Genomic DNA, 17,929 nt, shown 5'->3' with positions numbered 1-17,929 from the left:
CACCCACAGTAATTATTAATAAGCACCATCTTTTTTCAAAACAACTGTAATTGTTTTGAATAATATGGCTATATCATTCCACATTGACCAGTTTTTAACATACCAAGCATCGAGATATACTCGTGTGTCATAGTCAACATCACTTCTACCACTTACCTGCCATAATCCAGTCATTCCTGGTTTGCTCAGAAGGTAGTACTCCACTTCATCGTTATATCTTTCTAACTCAGCAGTGATAATTGGTCTGGGGCCAACCAGGCTCATCTCACCTTTTAAAACATTAAACAACTGAGGTAACTCATCCAAACTCGTTTTCCTCAGGAATTGACCAATCTTGGTAATTCGTGGATCATTTTTTAACTTAAATGTTGCATCCCATTCCGCTTTAGCATCAGCATCTGTAAGGAGTAACTCTTCCAAAACCTGCTTTGAATTAACAACCATTGAACGAAATTTCAAGCATTTAAAGGATTTACCGTCTTTCCCTACTCGTTCATGACCATAAATTGCCGGCCCACCATCCTTTTTAACCTTGCGGCTGATATATATCAGAAGTGGTGACAATATCACTATAATACTTATTGACCCTAAAATATCAAAAGTTCGTTTAAGTATTCTTGACGAAAGCTTCGCTAAATTTTGTTGAACTCGGAATATCATTACCTCATGACTAAAAATAAATGACATATCCGTACTGTCGAGTGGTACACCCCGTAACGTTGGAATAACCGATACGAATCGGTATCCTTTAATCATGAAATCTCTTAACCAAGCATTTCGTACATCGCCTTGATTTGCTTCTACTGCTACAATGAACTGTGTTCTTTTATCAATGCTATTCAGCCAGTTTTCTTCTGGCTTCAAAACATTTGCATTTTTTAACTTTTCTTTTATTAAATCCTGTTGCTCACCATCTGAAATAAAACCAACAATATTTAAACCAAGGTTTTTTTCACTTTGTATCGCATTATATGCATCTAATGCATTTTTACCACTGCCAACAATCCAAGTATCCCTTAGCCATAGCCCAATCTTTTTGAGTATCCATTTTGCAGCGATTCTTGACAATGGAACTAAAGCAAGGGCAAATAACCATGTCAGCAACCATACATATCTTGAAAAATACCATTTAGCAAATGCAATGACAGCGATCTCTATAACAGCAAAAATTATTAATGTCCGCAATATTTCTTTTAATTCAAACCAAAATGTTTTCCGATAAAAATAATGTCTGAGTCGTACTCCATACCAGCATATGCAACATACTCCCAGCAGCCAATGTAAAGCAACCCACCCGGATATTTGTTCTTCTGGCACGCGTTCTTCAAAGTGACTTAGCGTAACTGAAAGAATTCCTAAGGAAAGATATAAAGAGAGAACAAAGCCAAAAAAATCGGCAAGCGCGAGGATTACGCTGCAAGTTATATTTTTAGAAAAGTGCGTCATAGCTCCCTCTGTGTACACATAGAGATTTAAATTGTATATGACAATATTTAAGGTGAGCTATATTGCTCACCTTTAATATCATAAAAATTTATTATTCTTTATTTGAATATGAATAACCATAATGATTATATCCATAACCATAATAGCTACTAGCTTTCTTTAACACACCATTCAATATACAACCTTTAATATTGACACCACTTTGTTCAAATCGCTTAACACTTACTGAGATTTCTTTCGTAGTATTAGCCTCGAAACGAGCAACCAGCAATGTCGTTCCTGCGTAGCGACCAATGATTGCAGCATCGGTAACTGCAAGAATTGGTGGTGTGTCGACAATTACAAGGTCATAATTACTTGATGCCCATTCGATCATGTCAGAGAAACGGGTATGCATTAGCAATTCAGCAGGATTCGGAGGTATTTGTCCACGGCCGATATAATCAAATTCGCCACCGGGAACTCGTTCGATGACTTTTTCAATTGATTCTTGACCAGATAATATCTCAGAAAGTCCCTTGGCATGCTGTTTACCCAACATTTTGTGTACATAGCCCTTACGTAAATCAGCATCCACAAAGAGAACTTTTTTTCCTGTTAAAGCAATTATTGCAGCTAAATTAGTACTAATAAAAGTTTTACCTGCATTAGGGCTAGCACCAGAAATCATAAGAACATTATTCTTTGCTTCCATCATTGCAAAGTGAAGACTGGTACGTAAACTACGGATAGCCTCAACAGCCAAATCAGCTGGATTCTCTACAGCAAGTAAAGTGCTGGATTGATTTTTATTGCGCTTAATTTTTCCGCTATTTTGTTTTGTTAACCATTCAGAAACCGGTACACTTGCATAAACATTTACACCGAGTTCTTCTAATTGTTCAGGAGATTCGATTCCTCTACGTAAGACGACACGAATCAATACAAGCCCTACCGAAATAAATAACCCCAATATAATTCCGATTACGATAACAAGGATTTTTTTGGGTTTTACCGGACTCGGTTCTGTTATTGCCTGATCAATTATACGGACATTACCAATAGCACTCGATTTAGCAATACTTAACTCCTGTTGCCGGTTGAGTAACTGCATATACACAGCTCGCCCTGACTCAACATCACGGCTTAATCGGAGTACTTCTTGTTGAGTTGATGGCATCGCGCTTACGCGCTTACTTAGTTTTCCTTTTTCTTGTTGCAGAGTTTTACGTTTTTCCATCAATGCTTTATATGTAGGATGCTCTTTCGTATATAACTGCGAAATTTCAGCCTCTTTAAATGTCAATGTATTCAATTGGTTATCGACATTTACAATTTGATCAAGTACTGATTTTGCCTCCATAGACAAATCAACTGAGTCTTTTTGTTTCCTGTATGCATTTAATTTATCCTCAGCAGCATCTAAATCAGAGCGAACAGTCGGCAACTGATTACTCAAAAACTCTAAACTCTTTGCATCTTGTGCTGCTTGCCGATCAACATTCTGTGTTAGATAATTTTGACTAATATTATCTAACATGTGAGCAATAAGCTCAGGATCATCTCCGGTTAATGTCAAATTAAGCATCCCGGTATCTTTGCCTTGATCGACAACGCTAAAGGAATCTTGAAGATTACTTATTGCTAAAAGTCGTGGTAAGTATCTTATTTTAAATTGTGTTCCCGGTTCTGCGTCAATTGATTGAACTAATAATGATATTCCTTTATCTTCAATCAACTTACCAACAATTCCATTAATGACCAAATCACCACTTTCAATTTGGTAATTATTTTTATCCTTAACTGTCAGTATGATTTCAGGTGTATCGCCTTTCAGGCTTTTTGGCAAATACAGCCTGGATACATTTATTTTGCCTCGTTTTTCACCTAGTATTCTGGATAAACCTTTCCCAAACACGGGAAAGTAAATCTGCTCTGTCTGAGCTTGAAGATTTAAATCATCAACAGATTTGCCAAGAATCATTCGCGATTGTAGTAATGCTATTTCAGGTGCAGACTGAGGTTGACTATCGGGCAACATCTGACTGAGACTGTCTAAAAGTGCATTCCCTTGTTTTTGCTCAACTTGAATTAAAGCATTTGCTTGATATATTGGAGTAGCTAACAGTGAGTACAAGACCGCCAGTACTGTAAAACCAGCAGTAACAGCAATGATGAGTTTTTTATGGTCAATCAACTCACCAATCAGCCGCCCGAAATCAATGTCGTTACTATCTTGCGAAGTATTGTTATTTAATGATGCCATGCAGAAAATTCCTGAATTATCTACCTAGTTTCTCTGCCCAGTGCTGGCAGCTTTGGTCTATTAATCGATACACCGACTCAAATGCCTCATCACTTTTGCGATAAGGATCGGGGATTTCTTTTCCTTGCAGCCAATGTCCAAGTAGCATCGTCTTGCCTCTAACCTCTGGTGCAATTCGACTAACTTGTTCTAAATGCTCAGTTTCCATTACAAGTAGCAGATCGTATTGTCGACCCAAAGCACTAGTAAATTGTATTGCTTTATGTCCTTCAAGGGATATGCCATGGTTACTAGCTACCCTTATCGCTGAATTATCTGCTGCATGACCTACCAATGCACCAACACCAGCTGAATCAATTTTTTTGTCTGGAAAAATACTACGTAGTATTCGCTCTCCTATTGGAGAGCGACAAATGTTACCTGTACAGATCACTAATATGGAATCAAACATTATTATGGCCACGTTTTGATATATCTAACAGTTTCAGTCATATCATGCACACCACTAATTGTTGGTACCAATTGTGAAATAACGCGGTTCCATCTAACCAGCGGAGCTGTTGTAACATAAACAATGTCATATGGCTGTAATTGGAATTCAGTACCTAATACCATTGCGGATGCATCTTGAGCATTAAGTTGGTAAATATTAGCAATTTTGCCCTGTTTATCACCCTTAAGCTGGCGAACAACAAATACTCCTGTTGCATCGCTCATTGCTTGGGAAATTCCTTCTGCATTCCCTAGAGCTTCTGCAAGCGTCATGCCACTTCGATCCATTTTCATGGTGCTTTGCTTGCCCACTTCTCCCATTACAAATACCTTGAGATCATCATTTCTTGGTACAAACAAAATATCACCCGGATACAGTAAGTGGTTTTGAGTTAAATCTCCTTTTTGCATCAAAGCATATAATGAAATCTTAGTATCTTTACCATTATGCGTCAGGACTACATTTCTCCAATCAGCATCAGGTGCTAACCCACCCGCGTTATTTATTGCGTCCATAACTGTCAGCGGTATATTGGTTATCGGTTGTTGACCTGATTTAACCACTTCACCTGTAACATATGCTTTTTGAGAGCGGAAAGCTGCCACGCTGATGTCGACTTGTGGACTCTCGATGTATGTTGTCAATCTGCTCGCTATTTCTTGTCTAACTTGACTCAACGGTTTTCCTGCTACCTGAACTTTACCTATATAAGGATAAAATATTGAGCCGTCAGAATTTACCCAGTTGCCTGTGTCACTTGCACTACGATACTGGCCAGCTGGTGTAGTTAACTCTGGATGATCCCATACAGTGACCATTAGTACGTCCCCCACCCCAATACGGTACTCATAATTTTTCAATAAGTTATCTAATTGGGGGTTTGGGCGAGCCAACACAGTCTCAGGTCTAAGCTGCTCCACCAAACTCGGAGTCATTGGATATACGTTCACCAACTTGTCCAGGTCATAATCGCTATCCGGAAGTTCAACTACATTTTTGCGTAAGCTGTTCAGCCCCTGACCCGGAACAATAGTACACCCCGTCAAAAAGCTAATTGCCAATGCCACTGCTGAAACCCTAACAATTTTTTTCTTCATAATGTCACATCATCAATAAACCAAATTTTTTCAATTACTGATTTGCTGTCTGAGTTTTACCGATTAACAATTTACAATCAGTAATCCTTACCCTCTTCTCAGCATCCAGCCTATAAACTAAATGGAATCTCTATCCCTGCACTGGCGCCAACATCGTCACTATCGCTGTTATCGGCATTGGTATACCAAAGATTAGTATTCAATCGAACAGATTTATAGACATCGCCACTCCAGCCCAACTGTATCCCTTTTAAGGTGTCTGAATTAGGAAACGCTTTATTGATAGTCTGATTTTCCGGGTTCACTTTCGCGTACACCAGACGGGTACTCCAGCGTTGATTATCTTCAGTCACCAACTCAACTTTGCCTGCAAACAACTGGCCATCACCCCCCATCGCGTCACCAAGTGGATAGCCTTGCTGATAATAACCATCTTTATAGATGTGATGGGTATAACTGTAATTGGTGCGACTCATATTCGTACGGGTATCATGCGCTTCCACATACCAGTTAATCGCATCTTTACCCCAGCCGTGGTGGCCTTCAATACCACCAAGATACATATTCGCCGAAGGTAAGAATCCTGACTCATCTTCGCCAATCATTTGGCCATAGAAACTCACCGGCCAGCCCAGGGTAGGTTCGAGCTTAAACTTAAAATCAAAACCGGCAAGTTGGTTGCCCGGTTCATTTGGGTCGTTGGCTGAGGTGTTGTCTTTACCGGTGAACCCATCCCAGAAGTTGCTAAACGACTGAGGGCGTCCCTCCCCCCCCCACTGCATTATTCTTGAAGCGCCAAGCTCAAGTGACTGGAACGGGGTAAAGGTAAAACGGCCACCGATAATTTTGGTATGAGGTACGGCCGTGTATTGGTTCATCTGGCTAGCGGAAATCTGATACTGCCACGGACCAATCCAGCGCAGCCACCATGTCTCAGGAGCAGCTTGCTCAGCACGTTGCATTAAAAAACCGGTCATCGGTCTGGCCGCATCGCCACGAATCAGGCTACCTTCATAACCAGGGCCCCACCACTGAGGCACCTGCCCGAATGATAACCACTGGTTCCAGAACTTGACTGCGCCATAAGCGCCGTTGGCATTAAAACGTGATCCATTGCTAATTCGCTCCCCGCCTTCGACATTCCCCTGTAGATGTACATCCCACCACTCACCGCTGTTGTTGAAGGCAAGAGACAAGGAGTTATCCGCTGGTTGACTTTGGCCAAATCCCTGCGGTGTTCCTGGTTGGTCAGTCGACGTATAGCCGCTTACGCGAAAATCCGCCTTCAAATTAGAAAGACGTTGATTGATGCGCGCAAGGACAACTTGTTCAGAGGAATATGAAGGTTTTGCTTTTTTCAGCGCTCGGGTAATTTCTTCCTGGCTGAGCGGCCAGGTGGAGAGACTTAGATGAATGACTCCGCGATCGGATAACCATGCCAGGTCGTTGCGAAGTTCATTATCATTTTGCACCAATCCTGCTGCATATACCTGCGAGCTAACTGATGCAACCAGACCCAAAGCAAGTGCGATACGAGCAATTTTTATCATTGTTCAAGTTCCATTTACGAGTCCCTTCCCACCAGGTGGGTACGGCAATGGGGATTTTTAAGAATCAGGAGCTTATGAGTTCGACAAGCCTTTTTTTACAACAGCGATCCATTGCCTCGATGGACAACTCCTCAAGCACGAGCGGTTTGCTGCAAACGGATGTGAACTTAACGCATTCATAATGTAAGCGATATTGGTTGCTAAGGCTACTTTCATGGCCTCAATAATGTGCACATGATCAGAAGTCTGACCACGTCGCTAAGCGTAGGATGAGTATTCAAAACGCTGGGTACCGTGAGTGTCAGGATACGCTACCGCCCTTGGCTTAACAGCTACCAACGCACTGTACCTCTAACCCAGCAATTTTCTTTACATTGACTGTTGGTGAATTAACCACAGCAATTATTTTTTACCGCCTCGAGTTTACGAGATTCTTCTCTTAATTGGGAGTATAAATTCAACCCTACAAAGCGGATAAAGCGATATTTTTCATTTTTACCGGCAAGGATTCATCTGTTAATAAGATTATTTAATGGAATCTCTCAGCAACCGGCCAGATTATTACCACTCAAAGCGCAACGCCTTGTAACCACATGATTTTAAAGGGATAAAAATAAATCCTTTGTTTAAGAAAAAAATAACCATGCAGTAGTCAACTACAAAATATGATAGCTATCATTACCCACTTCTTTTTTGGGTTCCAGAACGACAACTCTGATTTCCGTTATTCTCTTTTCATTTAAGAATCATCTTACTCGTAATAACATGCTGAACCGTGCTTTCAGATAGTCTGTTACCATTATTATGTTTCACCATTATGAAAGTCACGATTCTAAAATCCCCATGTTATCGATGGACAAGCTATTTATCATACTAATCACTACAGCAGTTAATTTGTAAACTTATCGAACCAGTATGATTAATATATATGCTTATGTAGATCGGCTCTGGTGAATGGCTTCTCAAATGGTCCGATCATAGTTGCAACCTCGCCTAACAACGACTGCGTCGGCGCTTTAACCCCAGTGTTTAATAATATGAGCGGGATGATGACCACGCTCAACGCCCCCATCCATGAAATCTGCGCAGAGCGTGAGGCCGGCGTACGCCATTGCAACAGCAGAAAAGTCAAACTTCCGCAAGCGCCCAGCATAAATCCACTTACTACTTCAGATACCGAATGTGCATGAATCATCAAACGGGAATAACCAACAATGCCCGCAAGAACAAAGCCCATAAGTACGGCCCCCCCGCGAAGGGATGATGAAGCACGGGAAGTTAACAGCCATATGAGTATTGGCCAAAATGCGGTAGAGAGCGCGGTATGTCCGCTGAAACCAGTAAAATCGATTTCACGTATGCCAATCCCCCAGCCCATAAAAGCCAGCTTTGAAATGCACACGACAGTTCCCGTAATCCCAAAAAGCAACGCCCATTGCCAGGCCAGCGTCCGGGATGTTTTACGAAGCACCAGCACCGCGAACAGCACCACCGCGCTGGGCAGTAACACGGTACTATCGCCAAAAAAAGAGACAAATTGCCAGTTCATTTACGCTTCATCCTCTGACGATACATCCCTTTTCCCTGTACCTTATCCATGAATTCCTTATGGGCATATTCATCCATTAACATCACGTTTATATGCATACATCACCGTTGTTTAATGGCTAAACATGATCTCAGTCAAGTTTTATTTCGCATCTCTAACTGTGCTGCAGTGCGCTTGTTTAAGAAAGAGCGCACTAAACAACTATCAGTTAAGCAATTTTTTGACTCATCTGACCAAATGACAGCCCCACGCGCGACAATCACCGATAAGCCGTTACGTCTACGTACTCAATAAGATTCAACTGAGATGAAAATTCTTCATTGCAATTAATGAACCGAATAAATAAGAATCTCGGTTTCATTTCAGTTGGATCTTATAATGCTGGCGTGGCACTCAACATAGTGATGTCACCTGTACGCCAGCTCTCGCTCGTATTAACCGTTTAGTTTCACGCCAGCAGCTTTTTGATGCTCTCGCGGAATTTGGTTCCTTCTTTATGGTTACGTAAGCCGTAGCTTACAAACGCCTGCATGTAACCCATTTTTTTGCCGCAATCGTAGCTCTCGCCGGTCATCAACATGGCATCGACAGACTGTTTCTTCGCCAGGGCAGCAATAGCGTCTGTCAGCTGAATACGACCCCATGCGCCAGGTTCAGTACGCTCAAGTTCTTCCCAGATATCAGCGGATAGCACATAACGGCCAACGGCCATCAGGTCGGAGTCGAGCGTTTGCGGTTCGTCTGGTTTTTCAATAAATTCAACAATACGGCCAATCTCCCCTTCCACTTTCAAGCCATCTTTGGTTTGAATGACGGAATACTCGGAGAGATCGCCTGGCATTCGTTTGGCCAGAACCTGGCTGCGCCCGGTTTCATTAAACCGCGCTACCATTGCCGCGAGGTTATAACGCAGTGGATCCGCGCTTGCGCCATCAAGAATGATATCCGGTAACACCACAACAAATGGATTATTGCCAACCGCCGGACGCGCACAGAGGATAGAGTGACCCAGGCCCAGTTGCTGACCTTGTCGAACGTTCATTATTGTTACACCTGGCGGACAAATCGCCTGCACTTCGGCTAATAATTGGCGCTTAACACGTTGCTCCAGCAGCGCTTCCAGCTCATAAGAGGTATCGAAATGGTTTTCTACAGCATTCTTAGATGAATGGGTGACCAGCACAATTTCTTTGATTCCGGCGGCGACAATCTCATCGACGATATACTGAACCATCGGCTTATCAACGATCGGCAGCATCTCTTTCGGTATCGCTTTGGTCGCAGGCAACATATGCATCCCTAACCCTGCTACCGGAATAATTGCTTTCAAACTCACCATTATTTCATCCACCTATATGGTTATAAACTTTCGAATTTTTGTCAGAACGTTGATGTCACTGGCATTTGTTTGTGATGGTACAGCATCGTACCGTGCACGACTTTAACCAAAATCCTAAATTACTCTCTTAGTCCAAGAATACACGCAAAAAATGCTAGCTGACAGGTAGCTTTAAGAAAATTCTCACACTTTTGTCCTGGCCAATCGCCGCTTGAGGAAATAGAGCAAAAACAACGTTTAATACATTGTTATTTAACAATAATAATTGACAAACTCTCCTGATGATAAGCTACTGTCTTTGCGGATTTAACACCATCATTCTTAAAAATGACAGTGATGAGCCACTTCAGGAAAAGTCAAATCCCACGCGAAATAGCAATTTGCCGATAGTAATCAGTAAAATCGTCTAAACTTTGGACAAAAGCTTCTCTGACTAACCTTCTTACCCGCGGATTAACCCGTTGACCATCGCTGATACTGCTGCTTTTATGCAACAATGAGCCATCTTAAGGGTCTTATTAAACCCGAGTCCTGACAAGCTACGGAATTCAGTAGGAATATTCCCCTTAATAACATTTTGGTGAAAAATACGGCAATATTTTGGCATTGCCCGTAGTTAATAACTCTTCCTTATCCTTGCTATTACCGCACAGTAATTGCATGGATTTCTAATTAATTCCGAAACAGCCCAGATAGATCTTAAACGCCCGATATTTAACCATCGTTTATTACGTTATAACTTTCGTTTGTATCCCAACCCACTGCCCATTACTACGATAAAACGTTGCATTTTACCTGGCGCTTATCCATGATCGGTAGATGATTCGATTAGGTTGTAAAGGTTCTTAGTGATTATGGAATGGATTGCCGATCCCTCAATCTGGGCTGGTCTCATTACGCTTGTGGTTATCGAACTGGTTCTTGGGATAGATAACCTGGTATTTATTGCGATCCTTGCCGAAAAGCTCCCCCCTGCTCAGCGCGATCGTGCACGCGTTACCGGTCTGTTGTTGGCAATGGTGATGCGTCTGGTTCTGCTGGCGTCAATTTCCTGGTTAGTCACCCTCACCACACCGCTCTTCAACTGGCATGACTTAAGCTTCAGCGCCCGTGATTTAATTATGTTATTCGGCGGGTTGTTCCTGTTGTTTAAAGCCACCGTAGAGCTTAATGAGCGGCTGGAAGGAAAAGACAGCAATAACCCCACCCAGCGTAAAGGCGCGAAGTTCTGGGGCGTGGTGACGCAAATAGTCGTGCTTGATGCCATTTTCTCGCTGGATTCGGTCATTACCGCAGTGGGTATGGTTGATCATCTGGCGGTGATGATGGCCGCGGTCATTATCGCCATTACGCTGATGTTAATGGCCAGCAAAGCCCTTACCCGCTTTGTCAACAGCCACCCCACGATTGTCATTCTGTGCCTGAGCTTTTTGCTGATGATCGGTTTTAGCCTGATCGCCGAAGGATTTGGCTTCCCAATCCCGAAAGGCTATCTGTATGCCGCCATCGGTTTCTCGGTAATGATCGAATCGTTCAACCAGTTAGCCATCTTCAATCGCCGACGCTTCCTCACAGCCAACCTCACCATGCGGCAGCGGACGACTGAGGCGGTGATGAATCTACTAAGCGGGCGTAAAGAGAACGCTGAGCTTGATGCTGAGACGGCAACCATGGTCGCGAACCAGGGAGAAAACCCGCTGTTTAATCCGCAGGAACGCTTAATGATTGAGCGCGTCCTGAATCTGAATCAACGCACCGTCAGCAGCATTATGACTTCACGTCATGATATCGAACACATCGACTTAAGCGCGCCCGAAGAGGAAGTTCGCGCACTGCTGGAGAAAAACCAGCATACCCGAATTGTCGTCACCGGCGGCAACGACAATGAAGATCTTTTAGGAGTTGTTCATGTTATCGACTTGCTACAGCAGTCGTTACGTAATGAGCCGCTCGATTTACACATTTTGCTGCGCCAACCGCTTATTTTCCCGGAGACCTTGCCGTTGCTCCCGGCGCTGGAGCAGTTCCGCCTGGCGCGGACGCACTTTGCTTTTGTGGTCGACGAATTTGGCTCCGTTGAAGGGCTTGTAACCATCAGCGATGTTATGGAAACCATTGCGGGTAATCTGCCTAATGAAGTAGAAGAGATCGATGCTCGTCATGATATTCACAAAAACGCCGATGGCAGTTGGACCGCTAACGGCCATATGCCGCTGGAAGATCTGGTGCAGTACGTTCCACTGCCGTTGGATGATAAGCGTGAGTACCACACGATTGCCGGGTTACTGATGGAGTATTTGCAGCATATTCCTGCCGCTGGCGAGGAAGTGAAAATCGGCGGTTATACCCTGCGTACACTGGAAGTTGAAAGCCATAGGGTGCAGAAAGTACAGATTATCCCGCCGGTTGAAGTAGAAGATGAATTAGATTATGAAGTGTGAATGAAGTTGAGGGCTCAGCCGCCGCGAGCAACTCGCGGCGGCTGATGGTTACAGCTTATCGAGTAGTTTCTTCACGTCTTTGCCGTTCTGGCTATTGCTATTGCGTTCCGCCCATTCATTCAAACGCTGTCTCGCTTCATCCTGCAACTGCTTACGCAGGATCTGATCTACCTGCAGGCTATAGCTTAACGACTGCCACTTACCATAAATGCGCAGCGGAATTGCCGTCTGCTTGAGGCGATCAATAAGCTTGCTTTCGCCTTTCCAGCCACCTAACACCCGCACGTTGAAATGCATGTCGCAATCCTCTGCGAGCAGATTCAGATTGCCTTGTCCATTCAACGCCATCATTGCCGACTGTCCCTGCAAGTCGTTAAGCGTTATCTGGCCATTGTTCAGGGTTAAATCACTGCTTAGTGCGTCAAGTTGAGTTGCGTTATCGAAGTTTTCCTGCGCCTGAACATTGGTGCTCCTCGCTACAGCCTGCTGTACTAGCTGCTGGAAGTTGAGCCCTTCGGTACGCGTATCCTTCATTTGCAGCTGCGCCTGTCCGCGCCAGTTGCGACGGAAGTCATCTGCATCAATGCGCGGCCCGGAGAAATCCCCATTCAGGGATAATTTCCCCGTCAGGCTAATCGGGTAGTTAAACGCCTGCAAGATAGTACCGATTTCTACATTATCCAGTTGCGGTTGGAAAGCAGCATGCGCAGTGTCGCCTCTGACATCCAGCACCCCTGGTAACGAGAGACGCCCTTCCCCCAGACTACCCTGCAGTTGTTTCACCGTCAGCAGCCCCTGCTGGTTAGTGATATCACTCCTCACCTGGCTGAATCGCATACCGCGCCACTGTACCTGGTCCGCCGAAATCGCCAGCTGGCCATTAAAGCCAAGCAGACTATGATAATCCTGCTGGATATCGCTATCGGCAATCACAGGGCGCAACTGTCTCGGCTGGCTTTGTCCACGCTGATCGGCATTGCCTTCATTAGCCGCCGCGCTTTGCGCAAGCAAACTATCCAGATTCAGAGTGGTTGCCTTCAGATTTAGCAGCCAGTCAGGTTTATCCCCCAGCACAACGCTACCGATACCGGTAATTGCGCTGCCATTAGCAGTGAGATTGAGATTGTCGAAATTGAGTTTTTTCGCCTCTTCAATCCAGCTGGCTTGCAAACTTCCTTGCCCGCTCAGGCCGTCCGGCGGCAACTCCGCACCACGTACCTGCCAGTTGAGCTGCGAAAAATCCGCTTTCAGAGAGTGAGGATAATCGCCGCCCTGGACCTGGGCTGTAAACGACAACGCTAAGTCACGTTGATCGCGATTGACCCTGCCGGAGAAATCAACCGTCGCCAGATGGTTGTCATCCTGCTCCATTTGTAAGCGTATATCGCGCACGGTGACCTGTTCGCCATTTTCATGCTGGAAGAACAGGACACTATCGGCCACCTGCAGTTTACGGACATCGTATGACCATCCGCGATCTTGCGGTGCCTGCGGCAACGTATTGTCATGCGGCACCACCGGCGCGTTCTGGTCACGCACAGCTTCCGTTTTGGCGGTCAGTTGAATAACCGCGCCTTTCAGCATCACCTGCTTCACTTGCAGCTGATGAGAAAGTAGCGGCATCAGCGCAACATCCAACCGCATGTTATCGGCACGCACCACCGGTTCGGAAGCGCCTGGCGCCGTCAGCGCCATACGGCCGGAGAGAATACTCAGCTGCGGCCAGACATGCCAACGCAGCGGTCCATCAAGCTTCAGCTGATAGCCGCTACGCTCCGCCACTTCCTGCACCATATAGTTGCGGAAGTCATTAGGGTTGACCAACAGCACCAGCGCAGCGAGCCCCGCGACAATGACGGTCAACAAGATCATCAGCGTGGTCAGAATTCGTCTCATGGCATCCTCGATAAGCCGCTAACTTTATCAATCCTTGTCAATTCGACTAGCCACCGCGCCCTGCTGGTCGCGATATTTAGCGTCTTCACGGCGGTTATATGGCCGAGCCGCCGGGCCCGAAAGCGGCTCGAAGCTTAGCGCGCCGATGGGCATTCCTGGACGCAACGCCAATGGCAGCTTGCCGGAATTATAGAATTCCAGCACGATGCAGCCAGACCAGCCAGGATCAATACGGTGCGCAGTGACGTGAACCATGAGTCCGAGACGCGCCAGCGACGAACGGCCATCAAGCCAGCCGACGAGGTCTGCCGGAAGCGTTACAGACTCATAAGTCACTGCCAGCGCTAATTCTCCAGGATGAAGATAGAAAGCCTCGCCTTCCGGCAATACGATCTCTTCGCTCATGACCCGGTCCAGCGCCGCGCTCACTTCCGCCTTCGGGCCGCTCAGGTCAATAAATGGCGCCGTATGACCGCGGAAAGTACGGAATTTATTGCCTAAGCGAACGTCAACGGTCGCACCGTTAATTCGATCCACCGGAGGACGTGGGCTGATTGCCAGGCGCCCTTCATCCAACCAGGCTTCTATATCTCGGTCACACAGACGCATGAGCTTTCTCCTTTAAGGCATCTAGCCCTTACGCTTTCCGGGAATAAGGGCAATTGGGATTCTCTTTGCACGTTACACAATTAGTACGTGTTATTCAAAGAACTGACTGATTTTGGCCTTCAGAATATCGATGGCAATACGGTTTTTACCGCCGCGCGGGACAATGATGTCAGCATATTGCTTGGAAGGTTCAATAAATTGCAGGAACATTGGCCGCACCGTCTTCTGATACTGCGCCATCACCGAGTCCATGGAACGGCCACGCTCGTTAACATCACGCTTGATGCGGCGCATCAGACAGATATCCAGCGGCGTATCAACGAAAATAGAAAAGTTTAATTCATTGCGCAGTCTGGCATCCGTCAACAGCAGGATCCCCTCCAGAATGATCACTTTCTTCGGTTGAATATGAATAGTTTCCGGCATACGCGTATGTTCAACGTAGCTATACACGGGTAATTCAATTGGCTGGCCGCTTTTCAGCGTCTGCAAATGCTGGAACAGCAAGCTATGGTCCATCGAGCTCGGATGGTCATAGTTGGTTTTTACACGCTCTTCCATCGACAGATGGCTTTGATCTTTGTAATAGCTGTCTTCTGGAATAACGCCAATATGCTCATCGCCAACTTGTTCACGTAATTCACGATAAAGTGTGCTGGCGATAAGGCTTTTGCCCGAAGCCGATGCGCCGGCGATGCCTACAATGACGCACTGATGAGACGTATCAGTCATAAATTTTTGCGACCCGATTAACCTGGATGTAGATGGAGGGTGACGGTTGACCGTCAAACGCGGCAATTATAGGGATTTCAGGGCGGCGATACCAGTGATATGCGCCCTGTACGCCTATTCCTCGTCCGGTGTCCAGCCTTCGGTATACCAGATATGCAATAAAGCATAGGAGCGCCAGGGCTGCCAGCGGCTGGCATAGCGGGCAATACGCGCAGGCGTCATTCCAGGAAAACGCTGTTTAATCAGATAGTCATCGGGCAGAAAAATATCTTTTGCCTGCCAACCGCGCAGCGCGTAGTAATTTGCCGTCCAACGACCAATGCCAGGCAGGCTCTGCAACTGCTTCATACCGGTTGCAATATCAGCAGGCGCCGATAGCGGCAATTCACCGCTCAATGCCGCTTTGCCAAGGTGAATCAATGCCTCCGCGCGGCGAAGCGGCATACCCAACGCCTTGAGCGCCAAAGGGTCGGCTTGCGCCAGTTTCTGTGGCTCAGGGAAGACAACATAGCCTGGCGCTTCACTTAACGCTTCTCCATAGACCGCGGCCACTTTTGCCGTCAGCTTCGCCGCCATCGCTACACTCACCAGTTGACCCAGCACCGCACGCACCGCCTGTTCGAACGCATCCAGCGCCCCCGGCAAGCGAAGTCCTGGTCGCGGCTGCGCCAGTTTGCCTAAGGTTTGCGAAACCTCCTGCGGGTCGCAGGCCAAATCCAACAGTTGCGTTACGCGCGCCAGACACTGGTCTGCTACCGGTAATAGTCCGCGAGAGAGCGTCACCCGGAAACCCTGGCCGCATTCATCCGCTTTAACCGAGATCAATCCACGATGTCCATCGATACTAAAGCTGCGGGTATATTCATCTTCATGGAAGGTTTCAATTCCCGCCACCGCACGCGCGCTAAGAAACGCGAACATCCATCGCCAGTCATAGGGGGGTTGCCAGGGTAATAATGTCATGCACTCTCCTTATTAATCGCAACAAGCATAGATGCTCTGCGCCAGATGCGCCTTGCTTTTAAATTCCAGTTGTCGGCATGGCGGCAATCCGCTAAAGTCGCCCCCCTTCTTCACTGGCATGGGGATTTTTCCGGTTATGTTTATTGGTTTTGACTATGGTACCGCCAACTGTTCGGTCGCCGTTATGCAGGGTGGCAGCCCACGGCTTTTAACGCTGGAAAACGGTAGCCCATTGCTGCCGTCGATGCTTTGCGCCCCGACGCGCGAAGCGGTCAGCGAATGGCTATACCGCCATCACAATGTCCCGGCCGACGGCGCGGAAAACCAGGCGCTGCTACGACGCGCCATTAATTATAACCGTGATGAAGATATCGAAGTCCTCAGCAACAGCGTTCAGTTCGGACTCGCCTCTCTGCATCAATACGTTGACGATCCGGAAGAGGTCTACTTCGTTAAGTCGCCAAAGTCGTTTCTTGGCGCTAATGGCCTTAAACCCCAGCAGGTCGCGTTATTTGAAGATCTGGTCTGCGCGATGATGCTGCATATTAAACAGCAGGCGCAGTCTCAGCTTAGCGAACAGATTACCCAGGCGGTCATTGGTCGACCGATTAACTTCCAGGGTCTTGGCGGCGATGACGCTAACGCGCAAGCCCAAGGAATCCTTGAGCGGGCAGCGAAACGCGCTGGCTTCAACGATGTCGTGTTTCAGTTTGAACCCGTTGCAGCAGGGTTAGATTTTGAAGCCACGCTCGACGACGAAAAACGCGTGCTGGTCGTCGATATCGGCGGCGGTACCACCGACTGCTCGCTGCTGTTGATGGGGCCACAGTGGCGGCAGAAAGCCGAACGTCAGAATAGCCTGCTCGGCCACAGCGGCTGCCGTATCGGCGGTAACGATCTCGATATCGCCCTGGCCTTCAAATGCCTGATGCCGTTACTCGGCATGGGCGGCGAAACGGAAAAAGGCATCGCGCTGCCGGTACTGCCCTGGTGGAATGCGGTGGCGATTAACGACGTCCCGGCGCAGAGCGATTTTTACAGCGCCGCCAACGGTCGTATGCTTAATGACCTGCTGCGCGACGCTCGCGATGCCGACAAGGTCGCACTGCTGCTTAAAGTCTGGCGACAGCGTCTGAGCTATCGCCTGGTGCGCAGCGCGGAAGAGAGCAAAATCGCCCTTTCCGCTCAGCCGGATTTCAACGCCGAACTGCCGTTTATCAGCGATGAGCTGGCAACCGCTATCAGCCAGCAGGGGCTGGAAGAGGCGCTCAATCAACCGCTGGCTCGCATTATGGAGCAGGTAAAGTTAGCGCTGGAAAGCAGTCAAGAAACCCCGGACGTTATCTATCTCACCGGCGGTAGCGCACGATCGCCGTTAATTAAGAAGGCGCTGGCCGCGCAGCTGCCGGGGATACCGATCGCCGGCGGCGATGATTTTGGTTCCGTTACCGCCGGGCTTGCCCGCTGGGCGCAGGTGGTTTTCGCCTGAAACGCGAGCGCCATTCGGTAACCTGAGTTGACTTTGCCGCTTTTTCGTCCTAATTTGCAGGATGAAGGGTAAGGGAGGAT

Annotated in this window: 13 protein-coding genes; 2 read left to right on the top strand and 11 right to left on the bottom strand. The window is 46.7% G+C overall.

Annotated elements, in window-relative coordinates:
- Window positions 1-15 precede the first annotated feature (15 nt).
- The 7 genes from wbaP to galF form a co-directional block, all read right to left on the bottom strand.
- The gene (wbaP, locus tag ACSEMK_RS20495) at window positions 16-1,446 is read right to left on the bottom strand and encodes an undecaprenyl-phosphate galactose phosphotransferase WbaP (RefSeq protein WP_316424214.1); all 1,431 of its coding nucleotides are present in this window, start codon (window positions 1,444-1,446) and stop codon (window positions 16-18) included.
- A 91-nt stretch (window positions 1,447-1,537) separates the two neighbouring features.
- Entirely contained in the window at window positions 1,538-3,691 is a 2,154-nt protein-coding gene (locus ACSEMK_RS20490) for a polysaccharide biosynthesis tyrosine autokinase (protein ID WP_316424215.1), read from the bottom strand.
- A 16-nt stretch (window positions 3,692-3,707) separates the two neighbouring features.
- Window positions 3,708-4,142 (bottom strand): protein tyrosine phosphatase, encoded by a 435-nt coding sequence (locus tag ACSEMK_RS20485; RefSeq protein WP_072057560.1) that lies wholly within the window; start codon window positions 4,140-4,142, stop codon window positions 3,708-3,710.
- A 2-nt stretch (window positions 4,143-4,144) separates the two neighbouring features.
- The gene (locus tag ACSEMK_RS20480) at window positions 4,145-5,281 is read right to left on the bottom strand and encodes a polysaccharide export protein (RefSeq protein ID WP_316424216.1); all 1,137 of its coding nucleotides are present in this window, start codon (window positions 5,279-5,281) and stop codon (window positions 4,145-4,147) included.
- Window positions 5,282-5,391: 110 nt separating this feature from the next.
- Entirely contained in the window at window positions 5,392-6,831 is a 1,440-nt protein-coding gene (locus tag ACSEMK_RS20475; RefSeq protein ID WP_047046462.1) for a capsule assembly Wzi family protein, read from the bottom strand.
- Between the two features lie 919 nt (window positions 6,832-7,750).
- A complete protein-coding gene (locus tag ACSEMK_RS20470) occupies window positions 7,751-8,380 on the bottom strand; it encodes a phosphatase PAP2 family protein (protein WP_430914577.1) in 630 nt (209 codons plus the stop codon).
- A 448-nt stretch (window positions 8,381-8,828) separates the two neighbouring features.
- Window positions 8,829-9,719, bottom strand: a complete 891-nt coding sequence (gene galF / locus ACSEMK_RS20465) for a UTP--glucose-1-phosphate uridylyltransferase GalF (RefSeq protein ID WP_015706060.1) — start codon at window positions 9,717-9,719, stop codon at window positions 8,829-8,831.
- 854 nt (window positions 9,720-10,573) lie between these two features.
- Here galF and ACSEMK_RS20460 point away from each other — a divergent pair.
- Window positions 10,574-12,160, top strand: coding sequence for a TerC family protein (locus ACSEMK_RS20460; protein ID WP_430914578.1), 1,587 nt, complete (start codon window positions 10,574-10,576; stop codon window positions 12,158-12,160).
- Between the two features lie 48 nt (window positions 12,161-12,208).
- On the opposite strand, the gene asmA is transcribed toward ACSEMK_RS20460, so the two are convergent.
- From asmA to alkA, 4 genes are all read right to left on the bottom strand, one after another.
- A complete protein-coding gene (gene asmA / locus ACSEMK_RS20455; protein ID WP_430914579.1) occupies window positions 12,209-14,056 on the bottom strand; it encodes an outer membrane assembly protein AsmA in 1,848 nt (615 codons plus the stop codon).
- A gap of 27 nt (window positions 14,057-14,083) precedes the next feature.
- Window positions 14,084-14,665, bottom strand: coding sequence for a dCTP deaminase (gene dcd, locus ACSEMK_RS20450; protein WP_015365790.1), 582 nt, complete (start codon window positions 14,663-14,665; stop codon window positions 14,084-14,086).
- Between the two features lie 90 nt (window positions 14,666-14,755).
- The gene (gene udk / locus ACSEMK_RS20445) at window positions 14,756-15,397 is read right to left on the bottom strand and encodes a uridine kinase (RefSeq protein ID WP_015365789.1); all 642 of its coding nucleotides are present in this window, start codon (window positions 15,395-15,397) and stop codon (window positions 14,756-14,758) included.
- A gap of 114 nt (window positions 15,398-15,511) precedes the next feature.
- Complete coding sequence (gene alkA, locus ACSEMK_RS20440) at window positions 15,512-16,360, bottom strand: DNA-3-methyladenine glycosylase 2 (protein ID WP_213316814.1); 849 nt, start codon at window positions 16,358-16,360, stop codon at window positions 15,512-15,514.
- 136 nt (window positions 16,361-16,496) lie between these two features.
- Between alkA and yegD the strand changes: the two genes are divergently transcribed.
- Window positions 16,497-17,849 carry a molecular chaperone gene (yegD, locus tag ACSEMK_RS20435; RefSeq protein ID WP_430914580.1) on the top strand — a complete coding sequence of 451 codons (1,353 nt, stop codon included), beginning with the start codon at window positions 16,497-16,499 and terminating at the stop codon, window positions 17,847-17,849.
- Window positions 17,850-17,929: the final 80 nt, after the last annotated feature.

The sequence above is a fragment of the Klebsiella sp. K-3 genome (assembly GCF_051207495.1).
Taxonomy (GTDB): domain Bacteria; phylum Pseudomonadota; class Gammaproteobacteria; order Enterobacterales; family Enterobacteriaceae; genus Klebsiella; species Klebsiella aerogenes.
The sequence above is the reverse complement of the archived record's forward strand: the minus strand, read 5'-3'. Positions and strand labels throughout refer to the sequence as shown.

What these genes read in the sequence shown, in the direction of transcription:
- wbaP (WP_316424214.1), bottom strand. Translation starts at nt 1,446, where the DNA reads ATGACGCACTTTTCTAAAAATATAACTTGCAGCGTAATCCTCGCGCTT.
- ACSEMK_RS20460 (WP_430914578.1), top strand. Translation starts at nt 10,574, where the DNA reads ATGGAATGGATTGCCGATCCCTCAATCTGGGCTGGTCTCATTACGCTT.
- asmA (WP_430914579.1), bottom strand. Translation starts at nt 14,056, where the DNA reads ATGAGACGAATTCTGACCACGCTGATGATCTTGTTGACCGTCATTGTC.
- ACSEMK_RS20470 (WP_430914577.1), bottom strand. Translation starts at nt 8,380, where the DNA reads ATGAACTGGCAATTTGTCTCTTTTTTTGGCGATAGTACCGTGTTACTG.
- udk (WP_015365789.1), bottom strand. Translation starts at nt 15,397, where the DNA reads ATGACTGATACGTCTCATCAGTGCGTCATTGTAGGCATCGCCGGCGCA.
- dcd (WP_015365790.1), bottom strand. Translation starts at nt 14,665, where the DNA reads ATGCGTCTGTGTGACCGAGATATAGAAGCCTGGTTGGATGAAGGGCGC.
- ACSEMK_RS20475 (WP_047046462.1), bottom strand. Translation starts at nt 6,831, where the DNA reads ATGATAAAAATTGCTCGTATCGCACTTGCTTTGGGTCTGGTTGCATCA.
- yegD (WP_430914580.1), top strand. Translation starts at nt 16,497, where the DNA reads ATGTTTATTGGTTTTGACTATGGTACCGCCAACTGTTCGGTCGCCGTT.
- ACSEMK_RS20485 (WP_072057560.1), bottom strand. Translation starts at nt 4,142, where the DNA reads ATGTTTGATTCCATATTAGTGATCTGTACAGGTAACATTTGTCGCTCT.
- alkA (WP_213316814.1), bottom strand. Translation starts at nt 16,360, where the DNA reads ATGACATTATTACCCTGGCAACCCCCCTATGACTGGCGATGGATGTTC.
- galF (WP_015706060.1), bottom strand. Translation starts at nt 9,719, where the DNA reads ATGGTGAGTTTGAAAGCAATTATTCCGGTAGCAGGGTTAGGGATGCAT.
- ACSEMK_RS20480 (WP_316424216.1), bottom strand. Translation starts at nt 5,281, where the DNA reads ATGAAGAAAAAAATTGTTAGGGTTTCAGCAGTGGCATTGGCAATTAGC.
- ACSEMK_RS20490 (WP_316424215.1), bottom strand. Translation starts at nt 3,691, where the DNA reads ATGGCATCATTAAATAACAATACTTCGCAAGATAGTAACGACATTGAT.